This is a genomic window from Candidatus Thiodiazotropha sp. CDECU1 (assembly GCF_963455295.1).
In the GTDB taxonomy this organism is placed as follows: domain Bacteria; phylum Pseudomonadota; class Gammaproteobacteria; order Chromatiales; family Chromatiaceae; genus Thiodiazotropha.
The window spans coordinates 4,286,957-4,301,144 of the sequence record NZ_OY734020.1; the positions used below are offsets into that span (position 1 = coordinate 4,286,957).

The window sequence follows — 14,188 nt, forward strand, 5'->3', positions numbered from 1 at the left end:
TTTCCCCCCTCTCCCTCCTCAAACAAAGCGCATCCCCACGCTGCCCAGTCCCTGGTAGCGCACGTTGAGGCAATCACCCTTCTCCATGGCCACCGCGGCAGTGATGCCGCCGGTGAGGATCAGGGTGCCGGCGGGAATCTCCTCGTCCCGCTCGCCCAGCATGTTGGCCAGCAGGGCCACGCTGGCAGCCGGATGGCCCAGCACCGCGGCGCCGGCTCCCAGCTCCACCACCTGACCGTTCTTCTCCATCACCACGCCGAGGGTGCGCATGTCGACGTCAGCGGGCGCGGCCATCTGGCCACCCAGCACATAGCGGGAGGAAGAGGCGTTGTCGGCGATGACGCTGGCCAGATCGAAACGAAAGTTCTCGTAGCGGGAATCGATGATCTCCACCGCCGGGATAACGAAGTCAGTCGCCGCCAGCACATTGCCGATGTGACAGCCAGGGCCCTTCAGGGGGGCCTTGGTGACGAAGGCGAGCTCCGCCTCCACCTTGGGATGGATCAGCTGATCGGTCTCGATCTCGCCGCCGTCCGGGCGGTCGAAGTAGTCGGCGAGAAAGCCGTAGATGGGCGTCTCCACTCCCATCTGCTTCATCTTCGCCCGGGAGGTGAGTCCCACCTTGAGGCCGCTGATCAGATTGCCCCGCTCCAGCTTGCGACGACGAATCGCGAACTGGATGTCGTAGGCGTCGTCGAAGTCCATATCGGGGAAGCGATCGGTGATCTTGGTCGCCTCCTTCGCCTGCAGCTCGCAGTCTTCGAGATACTCGGCCAGCTCTTCGATGATCTCGTTGCTCAGGGTACTCATCAGGCAGTCTCCCCCAGCTTGTTCTGGGCCTTGGCCATCTCCATGGCCACGTCTTCGATCATGTCCTCCTGGCCGCCGATCATGCCGCGCTTGCCCAGCTCCACCAGCACGTCCCGGGAGGAGACGCCGTAGCGCTGCTGGGCCCGCTTGGCAAAGAGCAGGAAGGAGGAGTAGACCCCGGCGTAGCCAAGGGTGAGGGCGTCGCGATCGACGCGAATGGGCTGGTCGAGCATGGGCACGATCAGGTCCTCGGCCACGTCCATCAGCTTGAACAGGTCGGCCCCGGTCTCCACGCCCATGCGCTCGGCCACGGCGACAAAAACCTCCAGCGGGGTGTTGCCGGCACCGGCGCCCATACCGGCGGCGGAGCCGTCGATGCGGTTGGCCCCTGCTTCGACAGCGGCGAGAGAATTGATAACGCCGAGGGAGAGGTTGTGGTGACCGTGGAAGCCCAGCTCGGTGGCCGGGTCCAGGGCCTCGCGCACCGCGCTGAGTCGACTGGTGACATCCTCCGGCAGCATGTAGCCGGCGGAGTCGGTGACATAGATGCAGTTGGCGCCGTAGCCCTGCATCAGCCTGGCCTGTTCGATCAGCTTCTCGGGCCCCACCATGTGGGACATCATGAGAAAGCCGACCGTATCCAGCCCCAGCTCACAGGACTTCTTGATGTGCTGCTCCGAGACATCCGCCTCGGTACAGTGGGTGGCGACACGGATGGTATCCACACCGCAGTCGGCGGCCATCTCCAGCTCCGGCACGGTGCCGATACCCGGCAGCAGCAGGGCGGAGATCTTGGCCTTCTTTACATGGGGCCGTACCGCGCGCAGATACTCCTCGTCGGTGTGGGCGGGGAAGCCGTAGTTGACCGAGGCGCCGGCCAGGCCGTCGCCGTGGGTCACTTCGATCATCGGCACCCCGGCATCATCCAGGGCGGAGGCGACGGCGACCATCTGATCCAGGGTTATCTGGTGGCGCTTGGCATGCATGCCGTCACGCAGGCTCATGTCGTGGATGGTGATTTTCTTTCCGTTCAGGTTCATCGCTTGTTACCTCAGGCGGTGGCCTTTTCAGGCGCCAATACCAGGCTGCCGTTAAGAATCTCTTCCGCGAACATCTCCGCGGTACGCAGACCGGCGGCGGTCATGATGTCCAGGTTACCGGCGTACTTGGGCAGGTAGTCGCCCAGGCCCTCCACCTCCATGAAGACCGAGACCCGGTTGCCGTCGAACACCGGGCCGTTCTTCAGCCGGTAGCCGGGCACGTATTTCTGCACCTCGGCGATCATGTCGTGGATCGACTGGGTGATGGCGGCCTGATCCGGCTCGTCCTCGGTGATGCAGTGAACGGTGTCGCGCATCATCAGCGGCGGTTCCGCCGGGTTGAGGATGATGATCGCCTTGCCCTTCCTGGCGCCGCCCACCTTCTCCACCGCGCCGGCGGTGGTCTGGGTAAACTCATCGATGTTCTTGCGGGTGCCGGGACCGGCGGACCGGGAGGAGACGGTGGCGACGATCTCGCCGTAGGCCACAGGCTGCACCCGACTCACCGCCGCCACCATGGGGATGGTGGCCTGGCCGCCGCAGGTGACCATGTTGACGTTCAGCTCGCGCTTGCCCACGTGATCTTTCAGATTCACCGGCGGTACGCAGAAGGGACCGATGGCGGCGGGGGTGAGGTCGATCATGATCGAACCCTGCTCCTGCACCTTGCGGTCGTTCTCTCCGTGCACGTAGGCCGAGGTGGCGTCGAAACAGATCTGCACATTGTCTTCGCGCATATGGGGCACCAGGCCGTCGACACCCTCGTGGGTGGTCTTCAGGCCCAGCTTGCGGGCCCGTTCAAGCCCCTCGGAGTCGGGGTCGATACCGACCATCCAGACCGGGTTGATCCAGTCGCTGCGCAACGCCTTGTAGAGCAGATCGGTACCGATGTTGCCGGAACCGATCAGGGCTGCGTTGATTTTGCTCATAGCTTCAGTCCTCGTTACTTTCAGGGCGAATAGATCGACCTAACTCAAATGTTTACCGGCCTGCCAGCCGCTCTTGGACAGATGTTCCTCTGCCGTCTCCAGGGGCTCCGCCTCCAGCGGCGTGGCCAGGCTGTCGTTCCAGCGGTTGAAGAATCCAAACAGTCCGATCACCGCCAGCATCTCGACGATGGCCTCCTCGCTCCAGTGGGCCTTCAGGGACTGGAACAGCTCGTCAGTTACATCGTTGGGCTGGGAGGCGGCGGCGAGGGCGAAATCGAGGGCCACCCGCTCCGCCTCGCTGTAGTGCTCGCTGCTGCGGTAGTTCCAGACATCCTCCAGCTTCTCCACCGGGATGCCGTGGCGCTTGGCGCTGACCGCGGTGTGGGCCTTGCAGTACTGACAGCCGGCGGCGCTGCTGGCGACATGGGCCACCAGCCGCTTGAAACCCAGGTCCACCTCTCCATCCGGGTCGTAGACCGCGGCGCTGAACTGGATGAAGGCGTCCACCAGCTTCGGCTTGCGCTGCATGGTGAGCAGGCTGTTGGGCACGAAGCCCAGGGTCTTTTCAAAGAACGCGAATCGCTCCGACAATGCGGCATGCAGATCGATGGGCAGTGGATCGAGTCGACTCATGACAGGTCTCCCGGGAATCAGGTGAAGCGAACCGAAGCGGAACCGATACCGCCGATGTCCACACGCATGCTGTCCCCCGCCTGGATCGGCTCCAGGGGTACCAGGGAACCGGAGAGGATCACCTCACCGGCCTTCAAAGGAATACCGAAACGGCCCAGGGTGTTGGCCAGCCAGGCCACGCAGTTGACCGGCGATCCCAGGGCGGCGGCACCGGCGCCGGTGGAGAGCAGCTCGCCGTTCTTCTCCACCACCATGCCGGCGGTGGCCAGGTCGACCTTGCGCGGATCCACCGCGTTGTCACCCAGCACGAAGAGGCCGCAGGAGGCGTTGTCCGCCACCGTGTCCTGGATCTTGATCTTCCAGTCGCGAATGCGGGAGTCGACGATCTCGAAGCAGGGAATCACCGCCTCGGTGGCGCGCAATACATCCGCGTTGCTGACACCGGGACCGAACAGGTCGCGTTTCAGCATGAAGGCGATCTCCCCCTCCGCCCGGGGCTGGATCAGCAGCTCGCTTACCGACATCTCGTCGCCGTTACCGAAGACCATGCTGTCGGTCAGATAACCGAAATCGGGCTGGTGCACGTTGAGCATGTTCTGCACCGCCTTGGAGGTGACACCGATCTTCTTGCCGATGATGCTCTCCCCCGCCTCGACCCGGCGGTTCACCATGCGCAGGGAGATGTGGTAGGCGTCTTCGATGGTGATCCCAGGTTCCCGTTCTGTCAGCGGTTCGACCATGCGGCGTTGGCTGAGGGCATCGAAGAGTTCGTCCCCCAGTGCGTGGATGCGTTGTTCGTTCAGCATCGATGACTCCTCAAAGCTTGATACAAACGTTCTTGAGTTCGGTATAGAACTCGAGGGAGTGGACACCACCCTCGCGACCGATACCCGACTGCTTGGCGCCTCCAAAGGGGGTGCGCAGGTCACGCAGGAACCAGGAGTTGACCCAGGCGATACCCGCATCCGTCTGGGCTGCAACCCGGTGTGCCCGCGAACTGTTCTCGGTCCAGATCGCCGTCGCCAACCCATACTCGGTATCGTTGGCCAGGTCGATCACCTCCTCCTCGCTGTCGAAGGGACGGATGTGACAGCAGGGGCCGAATATCTCTTCTCGAACACAGCTGGCATCGTCGGGCAGATCGGTCCAGATAGTGGGTTGCACCCAGCAGCCGCCGGACAGGCTGTCCGGCATATTGGGTGTGCTGCCACCGGTGATGACAGTAGCGCCCTCCTGCTCCGCTTTACGGTAGTAGGAGAGAACCTTGTCCCGATGCTCCTGACTGATCAGCGGCCCCATGTCTGTCTCAGGATCATCCCATCTACCCAATTTCAAAGACTCGGCACCAGCCTTGAGGCGATTGACGAATTCCTCATAGATTGGACGTTCCACATAGACCCGCTCAGTACCAAGGCACACCTGACCACAATTGGCGAATGCTGAGCGCAGGGTCCCTTCGATGGCCTTCTCCAGATCGCAGTCGGCAAACACCAGGGCCGGGTTCTTGCCTCCAAGTTCGAAGGAGATATCGGTGATATCGTCTGCGGCCGCTTTCATGATCGCAGCACCGGTACCTGTCTCACCGGTGAAGGTGATCCCATCCACCCCTTTGTGCCGGGTGAGAAACTCCCCCGCCGAATTCGGGCCGAAGCCGTGCACCACGTTGTAGACTCCCTTGGGTATTCCAACCTGGTTCATCACCTCCCCCAGCAGGGCGGTGGTGAACGGTGTCTCTTCCGACGGCTTGACCACCACCGTGTTACCGCATGCCAGTGCGGGACCAACCTTCCAGGTCATCAACAGCAAAGGCAGGTTCCAGGGACTGATCACGGCGATCACCCCCTTCGGTTTACGTAACGAGTAATTCAGTGCCCCTTTCCCATCCGGGGTGTCGAGCATGAAGCTCTCTGTGGGCACATTCTTCACCACATCGGCAAACACCTTGAAGTTGGCAGCACCGCGGGGAATATCGATATGACAAGCGAGCTTCTGCGGCTTGCCGGTATCCATACACTCCGCTTCGAGAAATTCATCGAAGCGAGCGCTGATACCATCCGCCAGTTTGTGCAGCAGATCGGTTCGTTCCGCCAGCGGCATTCGGCCCCACTCACCACCTAGTGCATTCCGCGCCGAGTTGACCGCCGCATCCACCTCGGGCGCGCCAGCCTCATGCACTATGCCGATCTTCTGTCCAGTCGCCGGATTGATATTGTCGAACATCTTGCCTGATGCAGAGCCGACAAATTCTCCATTGATGAAGTGTTTGACCTCTTTCATTCTATTCACCGTCATTACGTCAAAACTGATAATTACCTGTTAATCTAATTGGCGATATGTCTTGATCGACTGGTCACGCAGACGGCCATGATCCACATACTCAACTGGCTTTCTTGTCGTAGGCCTGCCGATTACCACTGCATTTATCGAATTCACTCCAGCTCTTCATGAAATGCCGGGAATCATCGGCATGTCCTGTTTCTGTAAAGCCGTCTATGCACAACCTGTCTCTTGAGATGCCTACTTCACCCAGGGTGATACGGATAAACCTGACCCCATGATCGTCAATCGTTACCGCCATGAATTCCTCCTGCCGGGACCCTTCCCGTGTTAGTTGATGTTGTGCCTGTTTTTTGTAGATATGGAACGCTATGCTGCGCTCTCGTTACTCGCCTTCGGTTTTGGTGCCAACCTCAGGGAAAGATTGCTCTTGGGGATAACGCGACACGAGAGCACTATGCCCTTGCGCTCATCCTCTTCTGTCACGTGGTCACGGTTCATCTTGCGGATCTCATACTCTCCCTGGATGATCTGTACACGGCAGATACCACAACCGCCGCCCTTGCAACCAACCGGAATTGGCGCCAATCCCTGGGCCTGCATGGCATGCAGTAGGCGCTGCTCTTCCCTGCATTGAAACTGTGCATCCTTGTCTTCCACGGTGATTTCGAATCGTGCGGACATGATCAGAGTCTCTTGAATACAGGGCTGCGCTTGTTGTTCTCTTCCCCTTTGGTGAGAAAGCGCTCGGTGAAGATATCGTTTTCGAACAGCCGGCCCTGCATCAGGGCACGAATCGAAGCTTCAATCATTACCGGTGGCCCACACAGATAGGCGGTGTTGCCAGAAAATGTATTGTTGAATTGGCGCTGCGCAGCCTCATGTACAAAGCCGGTTTCACCATCCCAGTCATCACCCTCCTCCATTTGCGAAAGCACCGGGATATAGTTGAAATTGGAATGCTGATCAGCCAGCGAGCGGAAGAGCGCTTCGTCGTACAGGTCGCGTTTGGCCCGAACCCCATGCAGCAGGGTAATCGGCATCGTGCAAGCCGGATCCGCTTCCAACAGATCGAGAATCATCGACTTTGGACTGGAAAGCCCTGTACCTCCGGCGATAAAAATCATTGGCTCGGAACGGGATTTGCGCACGAAAAACCGGCCATAGGGACCCGTAATCTTCAGCCTGTCTCCGAGCTTAAGCTGGCTATGGATGATGGGAGTCGCTTCACCATCAGCGACCAAACGGATATGGAGTTCGATTATATTTCGGTCAGAAGGCTTGCTTGCCAGTGAGAAGGCGCGTGGTATCTCAACCCCGGGGACATACAAGTTGATATATTGTCCCGCCTGAAAGTCGATACCTTCGCCATCCAGTTGCAGCCAGACCCCTTTTACATCATGGGTGAGGTTTTCCAGCCTGACGATCTCAGCCCCAAAGTCCTTCACGGGGATGACCCTCGCATCGGGATCTTCATCGATGTCAGCCTCGATCACCGTATCCGATTCAAGGGTGGCGCAACAGGCCAAGACCTTTCCCTCTTCCCGCTCCATATCCATCAGGGCAAAGTTGGAGGCGTCTCCCAGATCCACATCCCCTTCGAGCACCTCGACCTTGCAGCTACCACACAAGCCATGACAACAGGCATGGGGCATCCAAATTCCCGCGCGCAAACATGCATCGAGGATGTTTTGATCCTCTTCTACAACCACCTCGTCGCCGGTCGGCTCGATAGTAAGTTGGTATGCCATATAGATCGCTCCAAAATATCGATAAACACAAGAATAGCGATTTTTTATCGATTTGCAAGAATTTTATCGATATTTTTGCATATTGATGATGTTCGACTAAAATATTGATAATCGTTAGTGTCACGGACACCCATAGCGGGTAGGGTAGATATCAGATATCATTCAGTTCACCGAATGGAAAAACATCGATATGGCAAGAACTTACATCGAACAAACTGAAGCTAACGGGTCCAAGACCCTGTCCGACCAGGCCTATCTGCGACTCCGCTCAGATATCATTCATGGTGATCTACAACCGGATGAGAAACTCCGCATAGAACACCTGCGTACCGTATACGGTGTCGGCGCAAGCCCACTCCGTGAAGCATTGAGCCGCCTCACTGCGGATGGCTTCGTTACCGCGGAAGGTCAGCGCGGTTTTCGCGTTGCCCCAATGTCCGAGGAGGACCTTGCTGACATTACACGACTGCGGATCCTGCTTGAAAAACAGGCCCTCTCTCAGAGCATTGAACAGGGTGACGATGCCTGGGAATCTCGCATCGTTGCCACCTTCTATCAACTGGAGAAGATTGAGGAATCGGAAGAGAGGGACCCTGCCGAATGGGAGCTCCGCAATCACGATTTTCACGAAGCGCTGACCGCCGCCTGCAACTCAAAATGGCTGCGCCGCTTCTACGGCATTCTCTATGATCAGCACAAGCGCTACAGAAACATTGCCCTGAGCACAGAGATTCCCCGTGATCTGCACCAGGAACATGAAGAGCTGCGCAATGCCGCTCTGGCAAGGGACACAAAGCGGGCCTGCAAGGCCATTGAGCAACATATCCTGAGGACGGCTGAAATCACCCAGCGAGTACTGCAGAATGAGGCGCGCAAGGACGAACAGGAGATCGCCTGAAATTATAACCTGTGAATATGTCACAAATCAGGAGTAGAGCATCTCATAGGAAATAACTTCTGCCGGTGAAACACTGAATCAGTGAAGTCTGGAAACCGACAGATTCAGGGTTATACCTATGAAACGGCTCATCACCATTGCGGCTAACCATCCCTGGCTGATTTTCGCAGCCGTTGCTCTCATCTCCCTAGTCGCAGTCTACCAGCTACCTGCACTGCAGATAGAAATCACCGCCGAGGGAATGATGGTGGACAATCCGCAGGCAGTGGCTGACTATGAAGAGAGCCTGCGCACATTCGGCAGTGATGTTATTACAGTAGTCTATCTCGAAGACCCAAACCTGTTACACCCGGACAAACTGAGTGCGATACGGCAAGCACTACGCAGAATCGAGGCAATCCCCCAGGTCTCTCGCACGACAAGCCTTTTTTCCATGAGATATCTGCGCACCGAAAGCGGCTTTGTCCACACCAGCCCCTACCTTGATCCTATTCCGAAGTCCCATGCACAGATTCAAAAACTCGCTAATGCCGCACTGCTGAACCCGTTGATAGAGCGCAACCTGCTATCCCATGATGGCACTGTAATGGCGATCAACCTCTACCTGGACATGTCAGCCTATCAGCGCGGCTTCGATGAAGAGGTCTCCGCAGCCCTTGATGAAGCCATTGCACCGTTACAAAACCAATTGCGTACCGTTTTTCACCTTGGTGATCCCTCAATCCGCTCAGACATCAGCGAACAGATACGCAATGATTTAAAGTTAATACTCCCATTGGCACTCCTCGTTCTCACCCTGACTTTGTGGTTGATTTTCAAACGCTCCTGCACCGCGATGATACCAATTCTGACTGCAGCCTTGAGCGTTGTATGGACACTTGGTGTAATGGCGGTTGTTGGGATACCGATCAATGTAATGACATCCATCATCCCTGCCCTGTTGATCATTATCGGTTCCACGGAAGATATCCACCTCATCTCTGAGTATCAGGCGGGGATTCAGCGTGGACTGAATAGAAATGATGCCACTCAGCTCATGGCCAATCATATGGGTACTGCCATCCTGCTTACTGCCTTCACCACCTGTCTCGGATTTCTCTCCATATCCCTCAACCGGATAGATCTGCTGCAACAGTTCGGCCTCATAACCGCGATCGGCTTAATGTTGAACTTCATCATAACCACGACAATGGTACCGGCCTGCCTACAGTGCATATCCAGACATGGTTACAGTGGAGTACGCACGCAAGAGATCGGCTTTACCAGCCTAGTGGAAAGGATATTCATATTGCTGTCCCGTTACCCACGCCAACTACTTCTAGGCTTGATATCACTCGTGTTGTTGAGTGGTTACTGGGCATCCCGCCTGGAGATCAACAACAGTATCATGGCCTACTTCCCAGCCTCCTCATCGCTGCCCGGACAGGCCGCCTTGATTGATGACAGGCTATCCGGCATACAATCCCTCACCATTCTGATCAACGGCAGTGATGAGGCCTTTCTTAAAACCGCCAATCTTCAGCAACTGCAGAAGTTGCAAGGCTACCTGGAACAGACAGTAGAGTTCGAGAAAAGCTTCTCCTTTGCCGACTTTATCGCTGTCGTGCACAGCGGTATCGATGGCGAGATGGCTGACAGGATCTATCTACCGGAAAGTGATGAACTGATCAGCGGATACATGTCGTTACTCGGCCATTCAGCCGCCAGGCCATTCGTCTCCGCAGACTACAACCAAGCCAGGATTATGGTCAGACACTCCGTGGATTCCTCCAAACAACTCAACCAGGCAGTGCAGAACATCTTGAATTTTGCCCATCAAACCATGCACCCGACTCTCAAGGTCAAGGTGACCGGAAGCAGCTATTTGAACAGCCAGGCCGTTGACTCCCTGGCGGATGGCCAGACCCGGTCACTGATCATGATGCTGGGGATTATCTTTATTCTCATTACACTGATCCTGGCAAATGCCAAGCTGGGATTTGTAGCCGTATTATCCAACCTCTTCCCGATCATCGTTCTGTTCGGGGTTATGGGCTATTTCAACATCACCATGGATACCAGCAGCGTGATGGTCGCCGCCATTGCGTTAGGCATCTGTGTCGACCATAGCATGCACTTCATGGTGCGTTATCAGCGCATAATCAAGCAGGGCAAGCACCAGCAGGAAGCACAGCTACAAACCATGCACCAGGAGTCTTTACCCATTTTCACTACAGCCATGGCGCTCACACTGGGATTCGCCACATTGGCATTTTCCACATTTCCACCGGTGGCCCAGTTTGGGTTGTTGAGTGCAATGGTGATGCTATTGGCATTGATCGGTATTTTCTTTGTCACTCCATTGTTACTGCGATTGACTGCCAACAGGGAATCCAGACCGTTCCTCAGCGACATAATCAAACAACGGCATTTTGCAAAAGCGGACTAGGGCCTGTTAACACTAATCCGATAGGCCCTAATAGGTCTGAGCCCATATGACATCCCCTTAGGGCCTGATGCGGGGCTTGTCAGTAGATGTGAGTGTCCCCCGATCAGGTGACTACGCTGAGGAAACGCTCATTGAGTTTCTGATCGTGATAGAAGATGGCGCCACCCAGCTCATCCGCTGTCCAGGTGATAGGCTCATGATCAGGATACCAGTCATATGAACCGTGAAAGACTTCATTCCGATTCCCCGAGGGATCGAAGAAATAGATAGTTCTGCCTCGGGTAATGCCGTGTCGGGTCGGACCGATATCGATTGAAATCTTATGCTTACCTATGATGTCGGCGGCACGCAACACCTCTTCCCAGGAGCCAAGCAGAAAAGACGCATGATGCAGCTTACCTTTCTCCTCGTGGCGGATGATCGCCAGGTCATGAGCCTTCATACCACAGGTTAGAAAGGAGGCCAGTTGCAGATCACCATCCATCACCTTCTCCGATTCACCAAAACCCAGCACCTCAGTGAACATCCGGACGCTGCCATCCAGATCATCACCATACAGCAGGCAGTGGTCAAAGCGCTGCACCTGCATACCTGTGAGGTTATCGGGCCAGGGCTCCGGATTCACCCTGCCCATATCGGTGCCCTTCACATCCTTTTCCGCATACAGCTCGAACATATGGCCGGTTGGAGAATCGAAGCGTACCCGCTCACCACAATGATTCAACTCATTGGCCGCAATTCTTTCCACGTTGCAGCCGAATGCCCGCAGCTTTTCCTCAAGACTATTCATGGTATCGACACTGTCAACCTTGAAACCCATGAAATCCATGCCGCTGGTATCCGTTTCACGCAGTACCACCGAGAACCAGTCCTGTTCATCCCAGCCCTTCAAGTAGACCCGCCCCTGGTCATCCCGGTCGGTTTCGATCAACCCCATTCGCTCCTTGTAGTGAACCAGGGCCTCATCCAGGTCCAGCACACGCAATGAGACATGCCCTGGACGTAAAACACCGTTTATTGCCATTAGTCTAGCCTCCTCTGGTCACCGTTCTCTACAACGGTATAAAAAATAGTTACGCTCCGCTTCAATCTCGGCGGATCTTTGCTTGGTTACGAACAGGACCCCTTGTAGCCATTCAGACCAGGTGTGTGGAAGCAGATCAGGGTTTTATGATCGACACCGTTATCCGTCAGGCTCTTGGCCATATCCGGCGTTGCCGGCTCACCGTTGATCTTCCACTCCACCCGATCCCAATCGATCAGTCCGAAGTCTGGGTGCATGCCGTAATATTGGGTAATCAGTTGTTCTACAAGCGCCCCGAAAGGCATATCAGGCGGCAACGGAAACGCAGTAGCTGAACAGAAGCTGAGATGCTCTTCCCAATGCAGGTAGACCACCTGGTTGCCGTGAAAATTTTCCTTGCGATCGCGGAACTCCACAGCCTCCGCATAGCCTGGTTTGAGTGAGACTACTGCCATCTGCTGCTCCTCGTTATAAGTTCGGTTTTCATCGTTGTCGTCTCGTTATTCGGTGCGGCAAGCCGCACCCTACCTATTGATCGTGTGTAGGGTGCGGCTTGCCGCACCGTGATTTAGTTTCAGCTGTCAGTTCGCCACCTTCTTACGCGCCGCCTGCCAGGCATCCCACTGCTCCTGATCGGGCGAGCCGGTGTAGTCCATGTTGTCGACGCCGTTATCCATGTGGTACCACTTGAGTACGTCGCTCAGATCGGCGCCGCCGCAGTTGCCCTGGAAGATCTGGTGCACTGGCAGCCAGGCCTGGGCGAACTTCTCTGGCTCATCGTCGAAGATGTCCTTGCAGCCATCGGAACAGAAATGGTAGCGCTCGCCTTTGTAGACGCTGTTGCGAAAACCGATCTTGGTCGGATCTCCCGGCTCTGTGTAGCCCATGGGTATCTGGCAGGTCTGGCAGAGTTGCGGTAAAGCGTTGTTATAGAAACGCTCGCCTTTAGCCTCCATCTCGCGCCACATCTCGAAACGGGGACGGTAGTACTTGTCGAAGGTGTTGGGATACTTCTCCGACAGCCAGTCCATCTCCTCGTCGCTTGGCAACCAGGTATGGAAACCGGCCGCCTGGGTATATTGATAGAAGATGGACCAATTCTGATGCGAGATGTGTTCCGCCTCTTCGGTGGCGATATCGGCATACTTCGGCACCCGTAATCCATAGCGGGAGAGATCCTCGAAGAGAGCGCCACCGGCCTCGGTGAAGTAGATCTCCCAGGCCTCTTTCCAGGACATGATGCGCTTGGGCAGCATGTAATCCATCATCATCGCCACCAGCCCCAGCATCTTGTGACCACGCCAGAACCACTTATCGACCCATTTCTGCACAATCGGCAGATTATCGGGATGCTGTTCCAGCATGAACTTGATCACCTCGATACCCAGGGTCATGTGACGCGCCTCGTCCGACTGGGCGGAAAAGCCAAAGGTCACCGTGGCCAGATCGCCGTTATAAGCGGCCCCGGACATGAAGGGGACAAACAGCAGGTTGGTCAACACATACTCGAAGGCGAAGGAGATCGCCGTGAAGAATTCGAATGGGCCGGCGCTGCAGGCATCGTCGAAGAACGACTTGGGCACCGATAGATACCAAACCCGGTCATGCATATGGGGAAACTCGGCAAATCCATCAAAGTACTTGTTGTAGTGGCTGATGGTATGGATCTGGGTCTGTGCATGTCGCAGCTCATCCAGTGACTGCATCTGTGCCGCCACTCTCGGGCCCACACCTCGTATGTGCCGACCAAGGTGGGCAAAGTGACGATGCGCCTGGTATTCCAGCGGCGTGACACCGGTGAGAAACAGCTTGATGGCATTCACATAGCGGGCATCGGAGATACCGAGCTGACCGTTGTTCTGGGCGAAAGAGTCGAGCACGGCATAGAGTTTGCGCTCCTTCTCGCCCTGGTACTTCCAATAGGCATCCATGGTCAGGCGAAAGGGATCCTCCCACTTCGACCAATCGGTGATCTTGATCCCCTCGAAGGTATCGTAAGGGAAGACGTCATCCATCTTCTGATAACTGGTCTCCCAGTCCAGGCCTCGGGTCATCAGCGCGTAGCGCTGCTTCAGATTCAGCTTCTTTTTGCGTTGCGGTGTCATAACTTTTTACTCCTCCAGTGTTACACGCCCCAGGAGAGGACCAACTCCTCATCATCCTCATCCAGGCTGCCGCCCATGGAGATGATGGTGAGATGGATCTCCTGGGGATCCCAGTCACGGCCGATGCGTTCGGAAACCGAACCCGCCTTCACCACCAACCGCTCCGGACAGTCGATCTTCACCGCACCGGGCATGTAGTTAGCATTGGCACTGGGATTGTCATGCAGAATTGACTCGATCACTGGACGAGCCTCGTCATTGTTTTGCAGGGTAATGGATACGATTCCAGCCAT

Annotated in this window: 15 protein-coding genes; 2 read left to right on the forward strand and 13 right to left on the reverse strand. The window is 56.4% G+C overall.

Annotated features, from left to right (window positions below; translation table 11 throughout):
* Positions 1-18 precede the first annotated feature (18 nt).
* From dmpH to R2K28_RS19640, 9 genes are all read right to left on the reverse strand, one after another.
* Positions 19-810, reverse strand: a complete 792-nt coding sequence (dmpH, locus tag R2K28_RS19600; protein ID WP_316367137.1) for a 2-oxo-3-hexenedioate decarboxylase — start codon at positions 808-810, stop codon at positions 19-21.
* A complete protein-coding gene (dmpG, locus tag R2K28_RS19605; RefSeq protein WP_316367138.1) occupies positions 810-1,850 on the reverse strand; it encodes a 4-hydroxy-2-oxovalerate aldolase in 1,041 nt (346 codons plus the stop codon). Before dmpG ends, dmpH begins: the two co-directional genes overlap by 1 nt.
* An 11-nt stretch (positions 1,851-1,861) precedes the next feature.
* Complete coding sequence (locus R2K28_RS19610; protein WP_316367140.1) at positions 1,862-2,779, reverse strand: acetaldehyde dehydrogenase (acetylating); 918 nt, start codon at positions 2,777-2,779, stop codon at positions 1,862-1,864.
* Between the two features lie 39 nt (positions 2,780-2,818).
* Positions 2,819-3,412 carry a carboxymuconolactone decarboxylase family protein gene (locus R2K28_RS19615; protein ID WP_316367142.1) on the reverse strand — a complete coding sequence of 198 codons (594 nt, stop codon included), beginning with the start codon at positions 3,410-3,412 and terminating at the stop codon, positions 2,819-2,821.
* A gap of 17 nt (positions 3,413-3,429) precedes the next feature.
* The gene (gene dmpE / locus R2K28_RS19620; protein ID WP_442871410.1) at positions 3,430-4,218 is read right to left on the reverse strand and encodes a 2-oxopent-4-enoate hydratase; all 789 of its coding nucleotides are present in this window, start codon (positions 4,216-4,218) and stop codon (positions 3,430-3,432) included.
* A gap of 10 nt (positions 4,219-4,228) precedes the next feature.
* Positions 4,229-5,689 carry a 2-hydroxymuconic semialdehyde dehydrogenase gene (locus R2K28_RS19625; RefSeq protein ID WP_316367143.1) on the reverse strand — a complete coding sequence of 487 codons (1,461 nt, stop codon included), beginning with the start codon at positions 5,687-5,689 and terminating at the stop codon, positions 4,229-4,231.
* Positions 5,690-5,789: 100 nt separating this feature from the next.
* The gene (locus R2K28_RS19630; RefSeq protein ID WP_316367145.1) at positions 5,790-5,990 is read right to left on the reverse strand and encodes a hypothetical protein; all 201 of its coding nucleotides are present in this window, start codon (positions 5,988-5,990) and stop codon (positions 5,790-5,792) included.
* A gap of 68 nt (positions 5,991-6,058) precedes the next feature.
* A complete protein-coding gene (locus tag R2K28_RS19635) occupies positions 6,059-6,373 on the reverse strand; it encodes a 2Fe-2S iron-sulfur cluster binding domain-containing protein (protein ID WP_316367147.1) in 315 nt (104 codons plus the stop codon).
* 2 nt (positions 6,374-6,375) lie between these two features.
* Positions 6,376-7,440 carry an NADH:ubiquinone reductase (Na(+)-transporting) subunit F gene (locus tag R2K28_RS19640; RefSeq protein WP_316367149.1) on the reverse strand — a complete coding sequence of 355 codons (1,065 nt, stop codon included), beginning with the start codon at positions 7,438-7,440 and terminating at the stop codon, positions 6,376-6,378.
* 190 nt (positions 7,441-7,630) lie between these two features.
* On the opposite strand from R2K28_RS19640, the gene R2K28_RS19645 reads away from it, so the two are divergent.
* Positions 7,631-8,338, forward strand: coding sequence for an FCD domain-containing protein (locus tag R2K28_RS19645; protein WP_316367151.1), 708 nt, complete (start codon positions 7,631-7,633; stop codon positions 8,336-8,338).
* Positions 8,339-8,456: 118 nt separating this feature from the next.
* Positions 8,457-10,766, forward strand: a complete 2,310-nt coding sequence (locus R2K28_RS19650; RefSeq protein WP_316367152.1) for an efflux RND transporter permease subunit — start codon at positions 8,457-8,459, stop codon at positions 10,764-10,766.
* Between the two features lie 103 nt (positions 10,767-10,869).
* Here R2K28_RS19650 and R2K28_RS19655 read toward each other — a convergent pair whose 3' ends face one another.
* The 4 genes from R2K28_RS19655 to R2K28_RS19670 all read right to left on the reverse strand — a co-directional run bounded on the left by R2K28_RS19655 (position 10,870) and on the right by R2K28_RS19670 (position 14,188).
* Entirely contained in the window at positions 10,870-11,790 is a 921-nt protein-coding gene (locus tag R2K28_RS19655) for a catechol 2,3-dioxygenase (protein WP_316367153.1), read from the reverse strand.
* Positions 11,791-11,876: 86 nt separating this feature from the next.
* Positions 11,877-12,245, reverse strand: a complete 369-nt coding sequence (locus R2K28_RS19660) for a phenol hydroxylase subunit P4 (protein WP_316367154.1) — start codon at positions 12,243-12,245, stop codon at positions 11,877-11,879.
* A 126-nt stretch (positions 12,246-12,371) separates the two neighbouring features.
* Complete coding sequence (locus tag R2K28_RS19665; RefSeq protein ID WP_316367155.1) at positions 12,372-13,895, reverse strand: aromatic/alkene/methane monooxygenase hydroxylase/oxygenase subunit alpha; 1,524 nt, start codon at positions 13,893-13,895, stop codon at positions 12,372-12,374.
* A 20-nt stretch (positions 13,896-13,915) separates the two neighbouring features.
* On the reverse strand, positions 13,916-14,188 hold the full coding sequence (locus tag R2K28_RS19670) for an MmoB/DmpM family protein (RefSeq protein ID WP_116444500.1): 273 nt from the start codon (positions 14,186-14,188) through the stop codon (positions 13,916-13,918).

Excerpts from the sequence above, each read along its gene's own strand:
- R2K28_RS19660 (WP_316367154.1), bottom strand. The coding sequence starts at position 12,245 with ATGGCAGTAGTCTCACTCAAACCAGGCTATGCGGAGGCTGTGGAGTTC.
- dmpG (WP_316367138.1), bottom strand. The coding sequence starts at position 1,850 with ATGAACCTGAACGGAAAGAAAATCACCATCCACGACATGAGCCTGCGT.
- R2K28_RS19655 (WP_316367153.1), bottom strand. The coding sequence starts at position 11,790 with ATGGCAATAAACGGTGTTTTACGTCCAGGGCATGTCTCATTGCGTGTG.
- R2K28_RS19625 (WP_316367143.1), bottom strand. The coding sequence starts at position 5,689 with ATGAAAGAGGTCAAACACTTCATCAATGGAGAATTTGTCGGCTCTGCA.
- R2K28_RS19645 (WP_316367151.1), top strand. The coding sequence starts at position 7,631 with ATGGCAAGAACTTACATCGAACAAACTGAAGCTAACGGGTCCAAGACC.
- R2K28_RS19665 (WP_316367155.1), bottom strand. The coding sequence starts at position 13,895 with ATGACACCGCAACGCAAAAAGAAGCTGAATCTGAAGCAGCGCTACGCG.
- dmpH (WP_316367137.1), bottom strand. The coding sequence starts at position 810 with ATGAGTACCCTGAGCAACGAGATCATCGAAGAGCTGGCCGAGTATCTC.
- R2K28_RS19610 (WP_316367140.1), bottom strand. The coding sequence starts at position 2,779 with ATGAGCAAAATCAACGCAGCCCTGATCGGTTCCGGCAACATCGGTACC.
- R2K28_RS19640 (WP_316367149.1), bottom strand. The coding sequence starts at position 7,440 with ATGGCATACCAACTTACTATCGAGCCGACCGGCGACGAGGTGGTTGTA.
- R2K28_RS19630 (WP_316367145.1), bottom strand. The coding sequence starts at position 5,990 with ATGGCGGTAACGATTGACGATCATGGGGTCAGGTTTATCCGTATCACC.
- R2K28_RS19650 (WP_316367152.1), top strand. The coding sequence starts at position 8,457 with ATGAAACGGCTCATCACCATTGCGGCTAACCATCCCTGGCTGATTTTC.
- R2K28_RS19670 (WP_116444500.1), bottom strand. The coding sequence starts at position 14,188 with ATGGCTGGAATCGTATCCATTACCCTGCAAAACAATGACGAGGCTCGT.
- R2K28_RS19615 (WP_316367142.1), bottom strand. The coding sequence starts at position 3,412 with ATGAGTCGACTCGATCCACTGCCCATCGATCTGCATGCCGCATTGTCG.
- R2K28_RS19635 (WP_316367147.1), bottom strand. The coding sequence starts at position 6,373 with ATGTCCGCACGATTCGAAATCACCGTGGAAGACAAGGATGCACAGTTT.
- dmpE (WP_442871410.1), bottom strand. The coding sequence starts at position 4,218 with ATGCTGAACGAACAACGCATCCACGCACTGGGGGACGAACTCTTCGAT.